General features: G+C 49.2%; 17 protein-coding genes, 4 tRNA genes and 1 other RNA gene. 16 read left to right on the forward strand and 6 right to left on the reverse strand.

The genetic code is table 11. The features are described 5' to 3' along the window. Positions 1–2 precede the first annotated feature (2 nt). The 7 genes from BMX58_RS13110 (at position 3) to BMX58_RS13140 (ending at position 4,093) form a co-directional block, all read left to right on the forward strand. A tRNA-Thr gene (locus BMX58_RS13110) sits at positions 3–75 on the forward strand. 10 nt (positions 76–85) lie between these two features. Beyond that, positions 86–157 (forward strand) — tRNA-Gly (locus BMX58_RS13115). A 53-nt stretch (positions 158–210) separates the two neighbouring features. Then, positions 211–284 (forward strand) — tRNA-Arg (locus tag BMX58_RS13120). An 18-nt stretch (positions 285–302) separates the two neighbouring features. Continuing rightward, positions 303–376: transfer RNA gene (locus BMX58_RS13125), tRNA-Pro, on the forward strand. A 301-nt stretch (positions 377–677) separates the two neighbouring features. Further along, complete coding sequence (locus tag BMX58_RS13130; RefSeq protein WP_068624053.1) at positions 678–1,139, forward strand: CtsR family transcriptional regulator; 462 nt, start codon at positions 678–680, stop codon at positions 1,137–1,139. A 28-nt stretch (positions 1,140–1,167) separates the two neighbouring features. Then, positions 1,168–3,657, forward strand: coding sequence for an ATP-dependent Clp protease ATP-binding subunit (locus BMX58_RS13135; RefSeq protein WP_068624055.1), 2,490 nt, complete (start codon positions 1,168–1,170; stop codon positions 3,655–3,657). A gap of 100 nt (positions 3,658–3,757) precedes the next feature. After that, positions 3,758–4,093, forward strand: a complete 336-nt coding sequence (locus tag BMX58_RS13140; RefSeq protein WP_068624057.1) for a hypothetical protein — start codon at positions 3,758–3,760, stop codon at positions 4,091–4,093. Positions 4,094–4,254: 161 nt separating this feature from the next. On the opposite strand, the gene BMX58_RS13145 is transcribed toward BMX58_RS13140, so the two are convergent. Continuing rightward, a complete protein-coding gene (locus tag BMX58_RS13145; protein ID WP_068624059.1) occupies positions 4,255–5,154 on the reverse strand; it encodes a helix-turn-helix domain-containing protein in 900 nt (299 codons plus the stop codon). A 165-nt stretch (positions 5,155–5,319) separates the two neighbouring features. Here BMX58_RS13145 and BMX58_RS13150 point away from each other — a divergent pair, with 165 nt between their 5' ends. The 3 genes from BMX58_RS13150 to ffs all read left to right on the forward strand — a co-directional run bounded on the left by BMX58_RS13150 (position 5,320) and on the right by ffs (position 7,190). Continuing rightward, positions 5,320–6,525, forward strand: a complete 1,206-nt coding sequence (locus tag BMX58_RS13150; RefSeq protein WP_068624060.1) for an MFS transporter — start codon at positions 5,320–5,322, stop codon at positions 6,523–6,525. Between the two features lie 21 nt (positions 6,526–6,546). Beyond that, the gene (gene tadA / locus BMX58_RS13155; RefSeq protein WP_068624063.1) at positions 6,547–7,062 is read left to right on the forward strand and encodes a tRNA adenosine(34) deaminase TadA; all 516 of its coding nucleotides are present in this window, start codon (positions 6,547–6,549) and stop codon (positions 7,060–7,062) included. Between the two features lie 41 nt (positions 7,063–7,103). Next, positions 7,104–7,190, forward strand: an RNA gene (gene ffs / locus BMX58_RS13160) — signal recognition particle sRNA small type. 79 nt (positions 7,191–7,269) lie between these two features. On the opposite strand, the gene BMX58_RS13165 is transcribed toward ffs, so the two are convergent. The 4 genes from BMX58_RS13165 to BMX58_RS13180 form a co-directional block, all read right to left on the reverse strand. After that, a complete protein-coding gene (locus tag BMX58_RS13165; RefSeq protein WP_068624065.1) occupies positions 7,270–7,659 on the reverse strand; it encodes a general stress protein in 390 nt (129 codons plus the stop codon). Positions 7,660–7,711: 52 nt separating this feature from the next. Beyond that, complete coding sequence (locus BMX58_RS14775) at positions 7,712–8,056, reverse strand: general stress protein (protein WP_068624067.1); 345 nt, start codon at positions 8,054–8,056, stop codon at positions 7,712–7,714. Positions 8,057–8,177: 121 nt separating this feature from the next. Further along, positions 8,178–8,600 (reverse strand): hypothetical protein, encoded by a 423-nt coding sequence (locus BMX58_RS13175; protein ID WP_068624069.1) that lies wholly within the window; start codon positions 8,598–8,600, stop codon positions 8,178–8,180. Beyond that, positions 8,569–9,954, reverse strand: coding sequence for a Y-family DNA polymerase (locus BMX58_RS13180; protein ID WP_068624071.1), 1,386 nt, complete (start codon positions 9,952–9,954; stop codon positions 8,569–8,571). The genes BMX58_RS13175 and BMX58_RS13180 overlap by 32 nt, the downstream gene beginning before the upstream one ends. Before the next feature lie 215 nt (positions 9,955–10,169). Between BMX58_RS13180 and BMX58_RS13185 the strand changes: the two genes are divergently transcribed. The 5 genes from BMX58_RS13185 (at position 10,170) to BMX58_RS13205 (ending at position 12,986) form a co-directional block, all read left to right on the forward strand. After that, positions 10,170–11,189: a hypothetical protein gene (locus BMX58_RS13185; protein ID WP_068624073.1), complete on the forward strand. Its 1,020-nt coding sequence runs from the start codon at positions 10,170–10,172 to the stop codon at positions 11,187–11,189. A gap of 385 nt (positions 11,190–11,574) precedes the next feature. Beyond that, positions 11,575–11,916, forward strand: a complete 342-nt coding sequence (locus tag BMX58_RS13190; protein ID WP_068624075.1) for a hypothetical protein — start codon at positions 11,575–11,577, stop codon at positions 11,914–11,916. A gap of 21 nt (positions 11,917–11,937) precedes the next feature. Beyond that, positions 11,938–12,141, forward strand: coding sequence for a hypothetical protein (locus BMX58_RS13195; protein WP_068624078.1), 204 nt, complete (start codon positions 11,938–11,940; stop codon positions 12,139–12,141). A gap of 30 nt (positions 12,142–12,171) precedes the next feature. Next, positions 12,172–12,552: a DUF3021 family protein gene (locus BMX58_RS13200; protein ID WP_068624080.1), complete on the forward strand. Its 381-nt coding sequence runs from the start codon at positions 12,172–12,174 to the stop codon at positions 12,550–12,552. 50 nt (positions 12,553–12,602) lie between these two features. After that, positions 12,603–12,986, forward strand: a complete 384-nt coding sequence (locus tag BMX58_RS13205) for a hypothetical protein (protein WP_068624082.1) — start codon at positions 12,603–12,605, stop codon at positions 12,984–12,986. A gap of 40 nt (positions 12,987–13,026) precedes the next feature. Here BMX58_RS13205 and BMX58_RS13210 read toward each other — a convergent pair whose 3' ends face one another. Next, positions 13,027–13,404, reverse strand: coding sequence for a RidA family protein (locus BMX58_RS13210; RefSeq protein WP_068624084.1), 378 nt, complete (start codon positions 13,402–13,404; stop codon positions 13,027–13,029). 227 nt (positions 13,405–13,631) lie between these two features. On the opposite strand from BMX58_RS13210, the gene map reads away from it, so the two are divergent. Further along, entirely contained in the window at positions 13,632–14,375 is a 744-nt protein-coding gene (gene map, locus BMX58_RS13215; protein ID WP_068624086.1) for a type I methionyl aminopeptidase, read from the forward strand. The last annotated feature ends 306 nt before the right edge of the window (positions 14,376–14,681 follow it).

Below are 14,681 nucleotides of genomic sequence, written 5' to 3' on the forward strand. Positions count from 1 at the left end.
ACGCCGGCTTAGCTCAGTTGGTAGAGCATCTGATTTGTAATCAGAGGGTCGAGGGTTCAAGTCCTTTAGCCGGCATCCAAAAAACGCGGAAGTAGTTCAGTGGTAGAACATCACCTTGCCAAGGTGGGGGTCGCGGGTTCGAACCCCGTCTTCCGCTTTTTTTTTATTTTATGATCAGTCGGTTCGCTTCTGATTGCCGGCATTCATGAAGCACCCATAGCTCAATTGGATAGAGTACTTGACTACGAATCAAGCGGTTACAGGTTCGACTCCTGTTGGGTGCATTTTTTTAATAATATGAACGGGAAGTAGCTCAGCTTGGTAGAGCACTTGGTTTGGGACCAAGGGGTCGCAGGTTCGAATCCTGTCTTCCCGATAAACAAAAAATAGACGCAGAAATCATTCCGATGATTGTTGCGTCTATTTTTTTGGGAATATTGCCGTTTTTTTTCTTTCGGTATATAATGAGGAACATTCTTAATAATCCGATTGAAGATGTCGGAGGAACACGCTGTTATCGGGAGACATGAGAGCGTTACGGAAGCCTTTTGGGTTTTCTTGGCTACTTTGCCGCAAATGCCGTCGGAGAGCCCTTTGTATTTGACAGTTATGCCAGAATAGCATAATATAAATATATAATAGTCAAAATTAGTCAGGGGAAGGGAGGCGTCCATTCCATGCAGAGTCAGAATATGTCCGATATCATCGAAGCGTATATCAAAAAGATTCTGAATGCAGAAGAGCAGATCGAAATCAGAAGGAATGAAATGGCAGATCGTTTCAATTGTGTACCTTCACAGATCAATTACGTCATCAACACCCGTTTTACGGAGCAGCAAGGCTACTCGGTCGAAAGCAAACGCGGTGGAGGCGGCTACATACGCATCATGAAGGTAAAGATCCTTGATCAAGCGGAATTGTTGGATAAGCTGATCGCGATAGTAGGTGAAAGCATCAGCCAGAAGGATGCTTTTGCGGTAACCCAAAATCTGTACAATCGCGGTATCATCACCAAGCGCGAAGGAAACCTGATGTTGTCGGTGTTGGATAAGTCACTTGCCCCATACACAGGCGAATATGAAGAAAGAATACGAGCCCTGCTGTTGAGGAATTTCTTGAACAGCTTGCGTTTTGAATAGATGAAAGCCCGTAGAGGAGGCGTTAAAAATGGATGAATTATTTACAGACAAAGCCAGCCAAGTATTGTTGTTGGCAACAGAAGAAGCGCATAAGTTTAAGCATCAATCCATCGGAACGGAGCACATGCTCCTCGGATTAGTCCGGGAGCAGGAAGGCATTGCCGGAAAGGTGCTGCGCGGCTACGATATTGATGAGGAAGGAGTCCGTGAAGAGATTGTCCATCTGACTGGCTTCGGCCAAATGGATTCGGAAGACTTCAGCGCACCGTTACCATTTTCTCCTCGGGCAAAGAAAGTCATCATGTATGCGACAAATGAAGCGCACAAATTGGGGGTTCCTTTGGTCGGAACCGAGCACCTCTTGCTGGGCTTATTGAAAGAAGAAATTCTGGCAGTCAAAATCATCAAAAATCTGCAGATCGATCCGAATTTGCTGCGTAAGTCGCTCTACGAGAAGTTGGGCATCAAACAACCGGCAAAACCGGATATGCGCTCCACCAATAAGAAGAATGATAAAGTGGAAGAAGGAACGCCTACTTTGGATTCCTTGGCCCGCAATCTGACTGATCTGGCCCGGGAAAATCGGATGGATCCGATCGTAGGACGCGACAAGGAAGTCCGCCGCATCATGCAGATCGTTTCCCGCAGAACGAAGAACAATCCGGTATTGGTAGGCGAGCCGGGTGTCGGCAAGACCGCCATCGTGGAAGGCTTGGCGCAGAAAATCGTGGCCGGCGATGTTCCGGATACGTTGGCGAACAAACGCATCATGATGCTGGATATGGGTTCACTGGTGGCCGGCACGAAATACCGCGGTGAATTCGAGGAAAGAATGAAAAAAATCATCGACGAAATCTACAATGACGGCAACGTCATCCTCTTCATCGATGAGCTGCACACCTTGATCGGTGCTGGCGGAGCGGAAGGGGCGATCGATGCCTCGAATATCCTGAAACCGGCACTGGCAAGGGGTGAATTGCAGACAATCGGCGCCACCACTCTTGACGAATACCAAAAATACATCGAAAAGGATGCGGCGTTGGAAAGACGTTTCGCGCCGATCCATATCGATGAGCCTACACCTGAAGAATCCGTCGAAATCATGCGCGGCTTGCGTTCCCGTTACGAGGAGCACCATGGCGTGGAAATCACCGACGAGGCGCTGAAGGCGGCCGTCCAGCTGTCCGTGCGCTACATCACTTCCCGTAGATTGCCGGACAAAGCCATCGATCTGATCGACGAGTCCGCTGCCAAAGTCCGTCTGGATGTCACGCATGGCGATACGCCGATCGGAAAACTGGAGATGGAAATCGCGAAATTGTCGAAGGAAAAAGAGGAAGCCATCCTGAATCAGGACTTCGACAAAGCTGCACGCATCCGCAAACGCGAAATGACGAAGAAGCAGAAGTTCCAAAAAATGGTCGAGCAGCAAGCCCAGACGATCACGCACTACGACCTGAAGGTGACCGAACAGGACGTAGCCGAAGTCGTGGCGCTGTGGACCGGGATTCCGGTCAACCAGATGGAGCAGAAGGAAAGCGACCGTTTGATGAAGCTGGAAAAAGTGCTACATGAACGCGTCATCGGCCAATCTGAAGCAGTCAGTGCCGTGGCCCGCGCCATCAGACGGGCACGTTCCGGATTGAAAGATCCGAATCGCCCGATCGGTTCGTTCCTGTTCCTCGGCCCTACCGGCGTCGGGAAAACGGAGCTGGCGAAAACGTTGGCTGAAGCGATGTTCGGGACGGAAGATGCACTGGTCCGTCTGGATATGTCCGAATACATGGAAAAATACAGCACCAGCCGTCTGATCGGCTCGCCTCCTGGCTATGTCGGCTATGATGAAGGCGGTCAGTTGACGGAAAAAATCAGACAGAAACCGTACTCGGTCATTCTCTTGGACGAGGTGGAAAAAGCCCATCCGGATGTCTTCAATATCCTGCTGCAGGTTTTGGATGACGGCCACTTGACCGACTCCAAAGGACGCAAGGTCGACTTCCGCAACACGATCATGATCATGACCTCAAACTTGGGCGCGACAGCCTTGCGCGACGAGAAATCGGTCGGATTTGCGGCCAAGAACATCAAACATGATTACAAGGCGATGGAGAAACGCATCCGCGAAGAGCTGAAGAACAGTTTCCGCCCGGAATTCCTGAACCGTATCGACGAAACGATCGTCTTCCACTCACTGGAGAAAGACGAGTTGCATGAGATCGTCAAACTGATGGCAAACGGCATCGTGAAACGACTGAAGGATCTCGATATCCATGTGCGCATCACGCCAGCAGCCATCGATGTCATCGCCAAGGCCGGCTTCGATCCGGAATACGGCGCACGTCCGATCAGACGCGCGATCCAGAAAGAGATCGAAGACAAGCTGAGCGAAGAAATGCTGAGCGGCTTGATCAAATTCGGCGACACCGTCACGATCGGCGCCCAAAAAGGCACCATCCGGATCGCCGTGAAGTCCGCCAAGGAAGAAAACAAAGACAAAAAAGTGCCGGTAAATTCCTAACAGCTGCATGCAGGCATCTGGAAGACAGAGTTATTGTTCGGCTATCGCTGGCGTTTGTGCTAAAATATAGCTACAGAAGTTTGAGGAGGGAACAAAGAAGATGAAGAATTCCAGAAAGGCATTGTTGGTCGGTTTGGGTGCGACAGCAGCGATTGCCGCGATTGCAGCAGCCTTGGCATATGAAGAAGAAGCAGTGGACAAAATCAGCTCCTATTTGAACCGTCAGCGCATGAAGAACTTCGTGAAGGACCATCTGAAAGGCAGCCAAAAGCTTTTGCGGACAATCGATGATTTGACCGATGACGAGATCGACGGTTTCCTGCGCGTCGTGGATAGAGCGGGAGATTGGAAAGAAACGGCTCTGGATCTGTTCTCCGATCTGAAGGAAAAAGCAGGCGATGTGAAAGACAGCGTAGGCGACAGATTGCATAAATAAGTATTTCAAAACAAGGATTTTCTCATCTGCGGATGGGACAATCCTTGTTTTTTTCGCCTGTTTGTTGAGGGTTGTCCGATAACCGGGGAAAATCGGACAACCTCCAGAGAAAACATATTATTCCATGCAGAAAGGGACCTCCCAGTTGGGACGGTCCCGTTTTAGGTGCTATGAGATACGCTTGCTGCGGTCACCGCGAGATAAGCCAAAGCCAGGTCGTCCATGCTCTTCAGAGCTAGGCCTGTCGCATCGAAAAAGCGGTCGATCCGGTACTGGAGCGTGTTGCGGTGCAGGTAGAGATCGGCTGCCGCTTTCGACAGATTGCCCTGGTTCCGCCACATCGCTGAAATCAGCTCGTGCGTGCCGTCGACGGAACCGATCATGTTCTGAAGGGCCTGCAGCACCGGATTTTGGCTGCCTGATCCGGATAGGAAGTAAGGAAGCGCTATGGCTGCCAGGGTCGTGATTTTGTTGCCTTTGGCCATCGTGCGGGTGGCCGCAAAGATTTTCCTTTCCTCCTCGAAAAGGAGCGGCAGCCGGGAATCGACCGGCCAGCGTTGGCCGAGATATAAGGCGGTGCGCAAGCTGAAGTCGTCATCCAAAACATCGAGCATCGCCGCAAGCTCTTCATCGATGCGGTAGGGTTCCGGACTGTCGAGAATGAAGACACCATTTTTGCTGTCCAGAAAGAAGCTTTCCCGCACGAGCGGCAAGGTCTGGCTCAAGGCATCGAGCCAGAGCGTCTGATCGAAAGATCCCGCTTCTTCTTCCCGATAGGAGAGGCTGAATTGGAGCAGCTGAGCCTGGACCAATCCGGCCGGAACCTCCGGCGTATGGCCCAACAGAAACTGGGCCCAAGGATTCCTCGGGGCTTCGGCAGTCGAGTGCGCCTCGTTGAGCAGCAGTTGCTTCAAGAGGAGCTTTTCCCGGCCGTTCAAGGTATGTTCGGGGATATGTACCCACTGATTTTTGTACGGCAGGGTGAAGTAGGCCGGTCCGAGACTGGGCGCAGCCGTGATTTTGGCTTCAGGGAATAGTTGTTGGAGTTCGTTTGGATTCAAACTTTCACCTCGTTTTTGGATGGGCTGCCTTCATCATGCAAGGCTTTTCATACATTCTAGCATTATTGTCATTAATTTGCGAAAAAAATATGAAAAATGCTATAATTACCCTTGATGACTTCGGATAAGGATTGATTTTCACTATGAAGGAGGAGATATTGAGATATGTTCAGTTTGCTTTTGGCAATCATTTACTTTGCCTTTATCAGTTTGGGCCTGCCGGATGCGCTGTTGGGATCCGCTTGGCCGACGATGTACGGCGAATTCGGTGTGCCGGTTTCTTACGCGGGGGGCATTTCGATGATCATCGCGGCAGGAACGATTGTCTCCAGCCTGCAAAGTGATCGCCTTACGCGCAAGTTCGGGACAGGGAAAGTGACAGCGATCAGTGTTGCCTTGACCGCGACGGCTTTGTTTGGTTTTTCAATGAGCCATTCCTTTTGGATGCTTTGCTTATGGGCAATTCCGTACGGATTAGGTGCAGGCGGAGTGGATGCGTCATTGAATAACTATGTTGCTTTGCATTATTCCAGCCGGCACATGAGTTGGCTTCACTGCATGTGGGGAGTCGGGGCTTCGCTCGGACCTTACGTGTTGGCCTATGCTTTGAGCGGAGGCAACCTCTGGAATATGGGCTACAATTATATCGCATTGATCCAGGTTGTGCTGACAGCCGTTCTTCTGTTCAGTTTGCCGCTTTGGAAAAACAAAAATATTCCTCTTGCGGCGGAAGAAAACAGTGCGCATGGAACGAATGGAAAGGCTCTGTCTCTACAACAGGTCATCCGGATTGCCGGAGCGAAGGAAATCCTGATCACGTTCTTTTGCTATTCCGCTTTGGAACAGACGACGGCACTCTGGGCAAGCAGCTACCTTGTCCTGCATCGGGGCTTAGCGACTGAAACGGCTGCCGGGTTCGCAAGTTTATTCTTCATCGGAATCACGGTCGGACGCGCAATCAGCGGCTTCTTGACGATGCGGTTCACGGATTCGCAGATGATCCGGCTGGGGCAGGTCCTGATATTAGCGGGCGTGCTGGCTTTGGTGTTGCCGTTTGGCGAAACGACGGCACTGTTGGGTCTTGTGCTGGTTGGCCTGGGCTGTGCGCCCATCTATCCGTGCATCATCCACTCCACACCTGAGCTTTTCGGGGCAGACAGATCACAAGCGATCATCGGCGTGCAGATGGCAGCGGCTTATGTCGGGACTCTGATGATGCCGCCCTTGTTCGGGTTGATCGCTAACTATATCAGCGTCGCGTTGTTCCCTGTTTTCCTGGGAGCCATGCTGGTCATTATGGTCGGGATGCACGAGGCTTTGCTGAAGAAGAAACAGGCAAGCGATGTTGTGCTCAGCGTGATCGAGGAGTAAAAAGGGACGAGGTAGTTGAAAATGGATGAGTTGAAGGAACAGTACATGCGGGAAGCCATCAAGGAGGCGGAAAAAGCGGCGGCGATCGGGGAAGTGCCGATCGGAGCGGTGATCGTCTGGAGGGGCGAAATCATCGGGCGCGGCCACAATGAACGCGAAGCGACGAATGATGCGACGACGCATGCGGAAATGACGGCGATCCGGCAGGCCAATGCCTATAAGCAGAACTGGCGGCTCGAGGAAGCGGAGCTTTATGTGACGCTGGAGCCGTGTCCGATGTGCTGCGGGGCGATCCTGCTGTCGCGGATCAAGAAAGTCTACTATGGCGCAGCCGACCTGAAAGGCGGGACAGCCGGTACGCTGATGAACCTGCTTCAGGATGAACGCTTCAATCATCAGAGCGAAGTGGAACGGGGTGTGTTGGAGGATGAGTGCCGGGCGCTATTGCAGAATTTTTTCCGGGCACTGCGCAAAGAACGCAAGGAAAACAGCCGCAAGCATCTCCGCGCACACGTGCAGGAAGAAAACAAAGGCTAGCTTTTTCTTTTTGACTGTGATATGATAAGAAATGCCGAAAGGCCTTATGGCAATGGCGGTCTTATGAATCGAGTCAGATCCGGAAGGAAGCAGCTATAAATAGGTATCGCCATGTGCTGTAAGTTAATATGACTTATGCAAAGAAGCAGGAAAAACCGTCCGACGGTTCCCCTGCTTCTTTTTTTGTTGCGGTTTTGTGTTTTTGCGCTAAGCCGGACGCGGCTGTTCCGCAGCTTCAACGATGATCAAAATATTGCCTTCCTTCAATTCGGAGAAGTAGCCTTGCATTTTGCGTTCCTGATCGTCTGCCTGTTCCGGTGTCAACTGCGGATAAGGGTGCTGAGGGGACGGCTCATAAAGGGCCTCCTCGTCAAAAGTCGGGTAGAGCGGTGCGAGTTCCTTCCAGTCGAAGTTCTCATCGTGTCCGGTTTCGGCGATGACGTCAAGGCCGGTTTCCTTTGCCAGCCGCTCCCTTTTGGCAGTTGCGTTGGTGACCAGCAGGAGATCGGTTTCCTTGTGCCCTTTTTCGAGCAGCGCTTTGACGGCTGCCTCCACAGCTTCGACGGTTGCGTACGAACCTGCCACAAATTTTGCCATGCAGTCTCAGTCCTTTCTTGTTTCGCAGAGATGATTGCTGTTACGGAAAGTCTTAAGCAGCCGGTTCTTCCGTAATGATGACGATGCTGCCGTTTTCGATGGCAGCGCGGTGGTCGGCAAGAAAGTCCATGCCGTCGGGGAAAGTACCGGTTTTTTCCTGGAAATATTCGTATTGCTTCAGGTTGAACAGGTCGTTGACCTTTTCCAGCAGCGAATGGCTCGAGATAATCGCACCGTCCGCACCGCGGAGGTCCCAATTCTCCAAGATGGCTTCCTGATAGGCGGTGTTCGTCACCAAAGTGATCTGTTCTTTCGTGTAGCCCTTTTTATGCAGTTCCTCCACTGCCTGTTTGCACTCCTCGATGGAATGGACGCTGGTTTGGATGATATGCGTCATGATTGCTGTCCCCCTTTCCAAGAGAAAAGAAAGCGTTCTCTTTTCTTGAGTATAAGCCTTCAGCCAAAAAAAGACAACAATCGCACTGTTGGCACCATTCGCGAGCCGCTTGCCTTTCGGATCAGTATGGCTGCTGCTTGAACACCGCCACGCTGGACCATTTGTCCGCCTGCAGCACCTGCACATTGCGGATGCTGTCGAGCGCAACCCATTCTTCGCCGATCAGGATTTCATCCTCACCGCAATAGCCCTTGAAAAAGCCTTCGATGGACTCGGTTTGGCGTCCGAAGCTGTCTTTCTGGTTCAATTGGACCGATAGCCGGCGATTTTTTTTCAGGGCCTCCGCCAAGGCCGCATCGATTTCGGTAGGGCTCATCTGCGGCAGAATTGGGATATCCTTCAGAGCTTCTTCTTTCCCCGCAGAGATGGACTTCACAAGTTCGTCCATCGCGTAGGCCGTTACCCATTTGATCATGCCGCGGTCATGGTAGTCGTTGTAGTCCTCGAACACCTTATCCGTCCGTCTTCTTGGTTCTTTCAGCATTGTTTTCACCTTCCTCCAATCCGGCCATGCCGCCCGCGTGTCCGCCCACCAACGAGCTGCGCGCGATGGCGCGGCCGCCCTCCAGCAGGCTGACCGCCCGCACCAGTGAGCGGAACCCGTATTTTTTGCGGATCGAATCGACAATCAGATCCTTTTTTTGTTCTTTTACTTGTTCATCCGGTTCTTGGAACAGGTCCAGCTGCAGGAAATCGGTGTAGATCAGATTTCCGGCGCCCACGCCGACATTGCGGATCGACTGGTCTTTGTAGTGTTGGTCGAAAAGCATCAGGATGTGGGCCACGATTTCGCTGGATGCGTTGGTGGGCGGAATCTTCAGCTGCTGATGGAAGCCGGTCCGGCCCAGCTGATCGATATAGTTGATGCTGTAGCCGATGCCCAGGCTGATAAGCTGGGCTTTGGCGCCGGCTTTGCGCAAGCGCGTCGCCACCTGGTCGGCCATCTCGATCAGGACAATCTCGATTTCCGAGCGCACCGTATAGTCCTTGTTGAGCACTTGCGAATTGCCGATCGATTTGGAGCTGATTGTTACCTTTTCCCCCAGAAAACTGCGGTCTATGCCCCAACTGTGGGCATAGAGCTGCGCGCCGATGATGCCGAGCCGGCTCTTCAAGTCATAGTAATTGGTGTGCGCCAAGTCATAAATCGAGGAGATGCCCAACCGGTTGAGCCGCAGCTGGGTCCGTTTGCCGATGCCCCAAAAATCGGTCATATCGGGGATCTTCCAGACGGTTTCGGGGATATCCGGATAACGCCATTCCGCGATCATGTCCGGCTGGTGCTTGGCTGCATTATCGAGCGCCAGCTTTGCCAGAAGCGGATTGTCGCCGATGCCGATGGTTGTGTAGATGCCGGTCGTCTGCAACACGTCCGCCTGGATGAGTTTGGCCATTTCGTAGGCCGATTTTTTGCCGAAAAGCTTCTGGGCACCGGTAATGTCCACGAAACTCTCGTCGACCGAATAGACGTGGTGGTTGGCTTCGTCCGCGTACTTCTTGTAGATGTTGTTGATTTCCGTATTCTTCTGCATGTACAGCCGCATCTGCGGCGGGGCGATCACCAAGCCCGGCGGATAAGGGAAGGGCAAGTCCCTGGCCCGGCTGATGTTCGAGATTCCGTAGGCCTTCTTGGCGGCGGGGGAGGAAGCCAGAATCAGCCCGCTGCCGCGCTCTTTCGGATCGGCTGAGGGATAGCTCATGACAACCAACTTCGTTTCGAGCGGATGCAGCCCGCGCCGCACGCATTCCACGCTCGCATAGAACGATTTGCAGTCGATGCAAAGAATATCGCGGCTGGGCTCCTTCGCATAATCAAAAACCAATTCCGTTTCGTACATAAAAATCGTCTCCAATCTCTATGTCTCTATTATACGAACGTATGTTTGCTTTTGTAAAGCGAACAGGGGAAGATATTTTGAAAAAATGATAAAGCACAGGCTAAGGAGCAAACTTATATATTTTTATTGGGCTAAATTACAATTTTTTGATATATAATTATAAATGATTAATAGTTCGGGGAAATTGAAAGGGCGGTCGAGGAAGTGTTATGGGTATGGGAAAGATTGGAAAGAGGTATCTAACGCTCGCAGGGCTGCTGCTATTGGCTGGGTGCGGCAACGCAGACCAAGAGGCTTATAACGAGGCTATTCAAAAAGGACTGGATATCCTGAGTGCCGAACAATATGAAAAAGCGGAAGCTTATTTTGAGACAGCGCTCGAAAATCAGCCCGATGACGAGAAGGCAAAAGCCTATTTAGAGCAAACCCAAACATATAAGGAAGCGAAGGGGCTCTATGACAGCAAGGAATATTCCGAAGCCTTGGAGAAGGCACAACAAGTTGTTGAGGCAGAGAACGGTTTAGAGAGATTAATTACAAAGGCATCCGCTATTATAGAGGAAGTTGATGCCGAGAAAGACCATATAGACGCGGAAATGGACAAGGCAAAAGCCGCATACGACAACGGCAAGCTGGATGAAGCCCTTCCGGTCATCGAAACTTTGCTAAATTCAGAAGAACTGAGCAATGCGTATTTTGCTGAATTTAAGACAGCAGGAGAACAGCTATTAGCGGATATACAGAATAAGCAAAATGAATTAGCGATGGATGAAGCAACTAAAGCAAAAGCAGAAGAGGAAGCCCTGCTTCAAGAAAGTGCGGATCGCACCATAAATGCATATAATGAACTGTCGTTGCCACTAAGAGTGCTGTTGGTAACGACAATCGTGGATGAGAGGGCAATGAGTCCAGGGTTGCTAGGTTATACTTTAGCTTATAATTTTGATGAAGAATATTTACTGGTGAATGTCCACTCCGGAGCGGGTGTGGGGCATCCATGGTTTGTCATTCGTGATGATTTAGACACAGTCACACCTATTCAAGGTTTAGTGTATATGGGTATGTCTGGATATTGGGATGTTGAGGTGGACTCTACGCCTGTCTCTAAAGCGGACTTATACAATCGCTATATGGAGTCGAAAGATTCTTACGACCTTGCAGTACAGAATGTCTTTAAGCTTCCTGAAATGACTATGGTCAAATATGAAGAATTGCGCTCTTATCATGGTCAATGAAAAATAGAAAACCTCTTAGACAGAGAAGATATCTTGCATCATAAAAGCAATCCAATAAGAGTGCAAATGATATGAGGAAGGCCGATCAGTCGGAAAAGTATAGGTCCTGCCTTCGAATGCCATAAACTCCAAACCTTTTCTTTCAAAAGAGCGGGGGCCATGACTGAAGATTTCGATGCTGGGTGGACGTTAATAAGCGCACTAGCAATTATCGTTATTCTAGGTTGGATTATCCGTTATTTCTTCAAAAAGAGATAGCGATCTACAAGCCGGTGCGCACTTTTAGTGAAGGTCTCACTGTAGAAATGACAAATTATTTGATACAATCGTATCATACATAAATTATTTTAAAAAAACATATTTACATTTCATGAGGAGGTGCTCCTTGAATACTAATAAATACAACCTTTTTGCATACATATTAGCTTGCACTTCATTAATTGGAGCGGTCCAATACCCAAGCGTTCCTTTGATCTGGTGGTTTGTTATCGGACTTGGTAGTGCTCTATTGTTTATTCACAGCAGCAAAGCGACTGAGAAAAAATTGGTTTCTCTGGGTATAGATGTTTTTAACTTGGTCGTGCTGGCCATACTCGTTAATACTTTGCCTTCTCATATAGGCTTGCTCCTGAATGCAATAGTTCTGCTGATCGTGATTTTGCTGCTTTTTGCCAAAAGTAAGATTGAGACCAGCATAGAAACACGGAATACTCAAAATCAAGGATGATACAAGAGGAGATGAACTATTATGTCAGCCACTAACCAACCCGCAGGCTTTTTGATTTATGGTATTTTTTTGCTGGCCATAGTCGGTCTGCTCTTTTTTCTTTACAAAAAAGTCAAAGCAACACAAAATGTGCAGCAAGCACGGCTGGTTTTGGTAGCTTTGATCGGAGCCATCATCATAGCAACACTATTCTGGATTCCGATATTTTTCATAGTAGTGAATTGATTCAAGCGGTACTTACGAAAGGGGATCAAAATGAAGCTTTTCTTAAAAGGATTGATCAGGGGAACTCTTCCCTTTGCTGTTATGTTGTCGATGTATGCATGGAATAATTTTCAGGGAAGAGCAGCTGACGCGAAGGTTTTTCTTTTTTATGGACTCATGGCCTTGTTTTTGGGGTTGGCAAGCATCATATACGAGCTAAAGCAGTGGAGTTTCCGCAAGCAAGTTATTGTTCATTACTTAACGATGCTGGTTACGGTTTTTCCATTTCTGTTGCTGAGTGGGTATCATAAGACCAACTCTTTTGGAGCTATTTTCCATGTATTTCTACTGTTCAACAAGGTTGGTGTTATGCTCTTTGTAACGACAGCTATCATTTCCAAAATACGCAACAGCCTTATTCGTTTGAATTAGACGGGTCTCCACAACTGAATCTTTGTATTTGAAAGAAAGCGGGTGGATGAATGAGTACGCGAGACAATCAGAAAAAGTACGATGACAAAAGCAATGTGGACAGTTCCATTTATTCCAGAGTGAACATCGGCCAGGGGGCAAACAATAAGTTTGATGGCCCGAACCTCGCGCATTCGGGAGGAAGCATGAATAATCCCGATGAGCGGGTGAACCAGGGTAGCAGTTCCCTAGCCACAGTCATCTATTACGCAGTCGGCAGCATCCTTTCCGCCTTGTTAATATTCGCAGGCATGCAGATTTTTCGCGATTACTTCTATGGCGAGGGACTCAATCAGGTGATTCCTTCTCTGCTCTTACTATTTGGATCTTTTGCGATAGGATTTTCCAGCGCAAAATGGATTATGAAAAAATTTGTGCACTTCAAAAAGAGCTGACCGAGCAAATGCTGGAAGGTGTTTGCAGCTGCAGACACAATTATCTTTTTGCCACAACTTCTATCTCTACGTCTGCACCAAGCGGCAGTTCAAGGACGGCAACACAAGTTCTGGCGGGATAGGGTTCGGTAAATTTAGTCTGGTACACATCGTTCATCGCTTCGAAATATTTCATGCTCGTCAGATAGACATTTGCCTTCACGACATGAGCTTCTGTGAGCCCCAATTCATTCAAAACCCTGTCGATATTCTCGAAGCAGGCTTCCGTTTGTTCTTGGATAGTCAAATGCTGTTTTTCCGACGTCAAAGAATTCTTAGCGGTCTGTCCCGAAAGATAGATATATTCGCCTGTATCAACCGCATGCGAATAAGGTCCTGAGCTCATGACGTCTTTTGCAGTGTGTGCTTGTCTTTTCATGGATGAAGCCTCCTCAATAATTTGGTATTTTGATTAGATTGTAGCCTGTATTTGCGGGAGTCAACATTGCCAAAGTGCACAAATAATACGTTCGACAGAACAAAATGTGCGCCTTGCAAAAATATCTTTGCTTACAAGCGGGTTGCTTTCAGAAAAATCCATCCTATTTGTGTTAGAATCTATCTGGAAAGATAATCGAATAATGCTTTAAGAAGTGAGGATACAGGATGATTGCAAAGACGGAAGAGGATTTTAACGGATTAAAGGAAATCGGCGGGATTTGCGGGGCGATCAGGGATGAAATGGTCCGATCCACGAAACCGGGAATCACTACAAAAGAACTTGATGACATTGCGAAGGCGCTCTTTGAAAAGGCGGGAGCAGAATCGGCACCAAAAGGCGAATACAATTTTCCCGGGTACACGTGCATCAGCGTCAATGAAGAAGTGGCGCACGGGATTCCGAGCGATCGGATCATCGAGGAAGGCGACCTTGTGAACATCGATGTTTCAGGATCCAAAAACGGCTATTTTGCGGATACCGGCATTTCCTTTGTAGTCGGGGAGGGCCATGTCGTGCTGCAGAAAATCTGTGACGTTGCCAAAGAAGCATTCGATGCGGGGCTTGCGAAGGTAAAACCGGGCGCAAAAACAAGCAACCTCGGAAAAGCGGTGCACAATGTGGCGAAACGCCATGGCTTGACGGTCATCAAAAACCTGACCGGACACGGTGTCGGGCGCGCGATCCACGAGGCACCCGACCATATTTTCAATTACTATTCGCGCTGGGATGACGAAATTCTGAAAGACGGCATGGTCATCGCCTTCGAGCCGTTCATCTCCACATTTGAAGAGGAAGTTTTCCAAGTTGAAGACGACGACTGGACCTTCTTCACAGAAGAAAGCATGGTGGCCCAATACGAGCATACGATCATCGTGACGAAAGAAGGACCGATCATTACTACGCTGTAATGAAAAAAAATCTCCCTTTGGCTTTAAAAGGTAATTGAATCGATGCTCAGAAATAACCCGCCGAGACCCCTTTGGCGGGGAAAATCAGTTGGAATTACAGTCAGAAAACCCGCCAAAACTGCCTTGGCGGGGAAAAATCCACAGACACCACGAAATAACCCGCCAAAACCATTTTGGCGGGTTATTTCGTGGTGAGCTTGGACCCAGTAACAAATCTCTGTTCCACTAAACCACAAATAAGTGAAGAGCTGTCTCTATTATGAGACACCCCCTTTTTTTAAACGCGACGAAAAAGTTAAAAGGCAA

It is taken from the genome of Trichococcus ilyis (genome assembly GCF_900109135.1).
Classification (GTDB): domain Bacteria; phylum Bacillota; class Bacilli; order Lactobacillales; family Aerococcaceae; genus Trichococcus; species Trichococcus ilyis.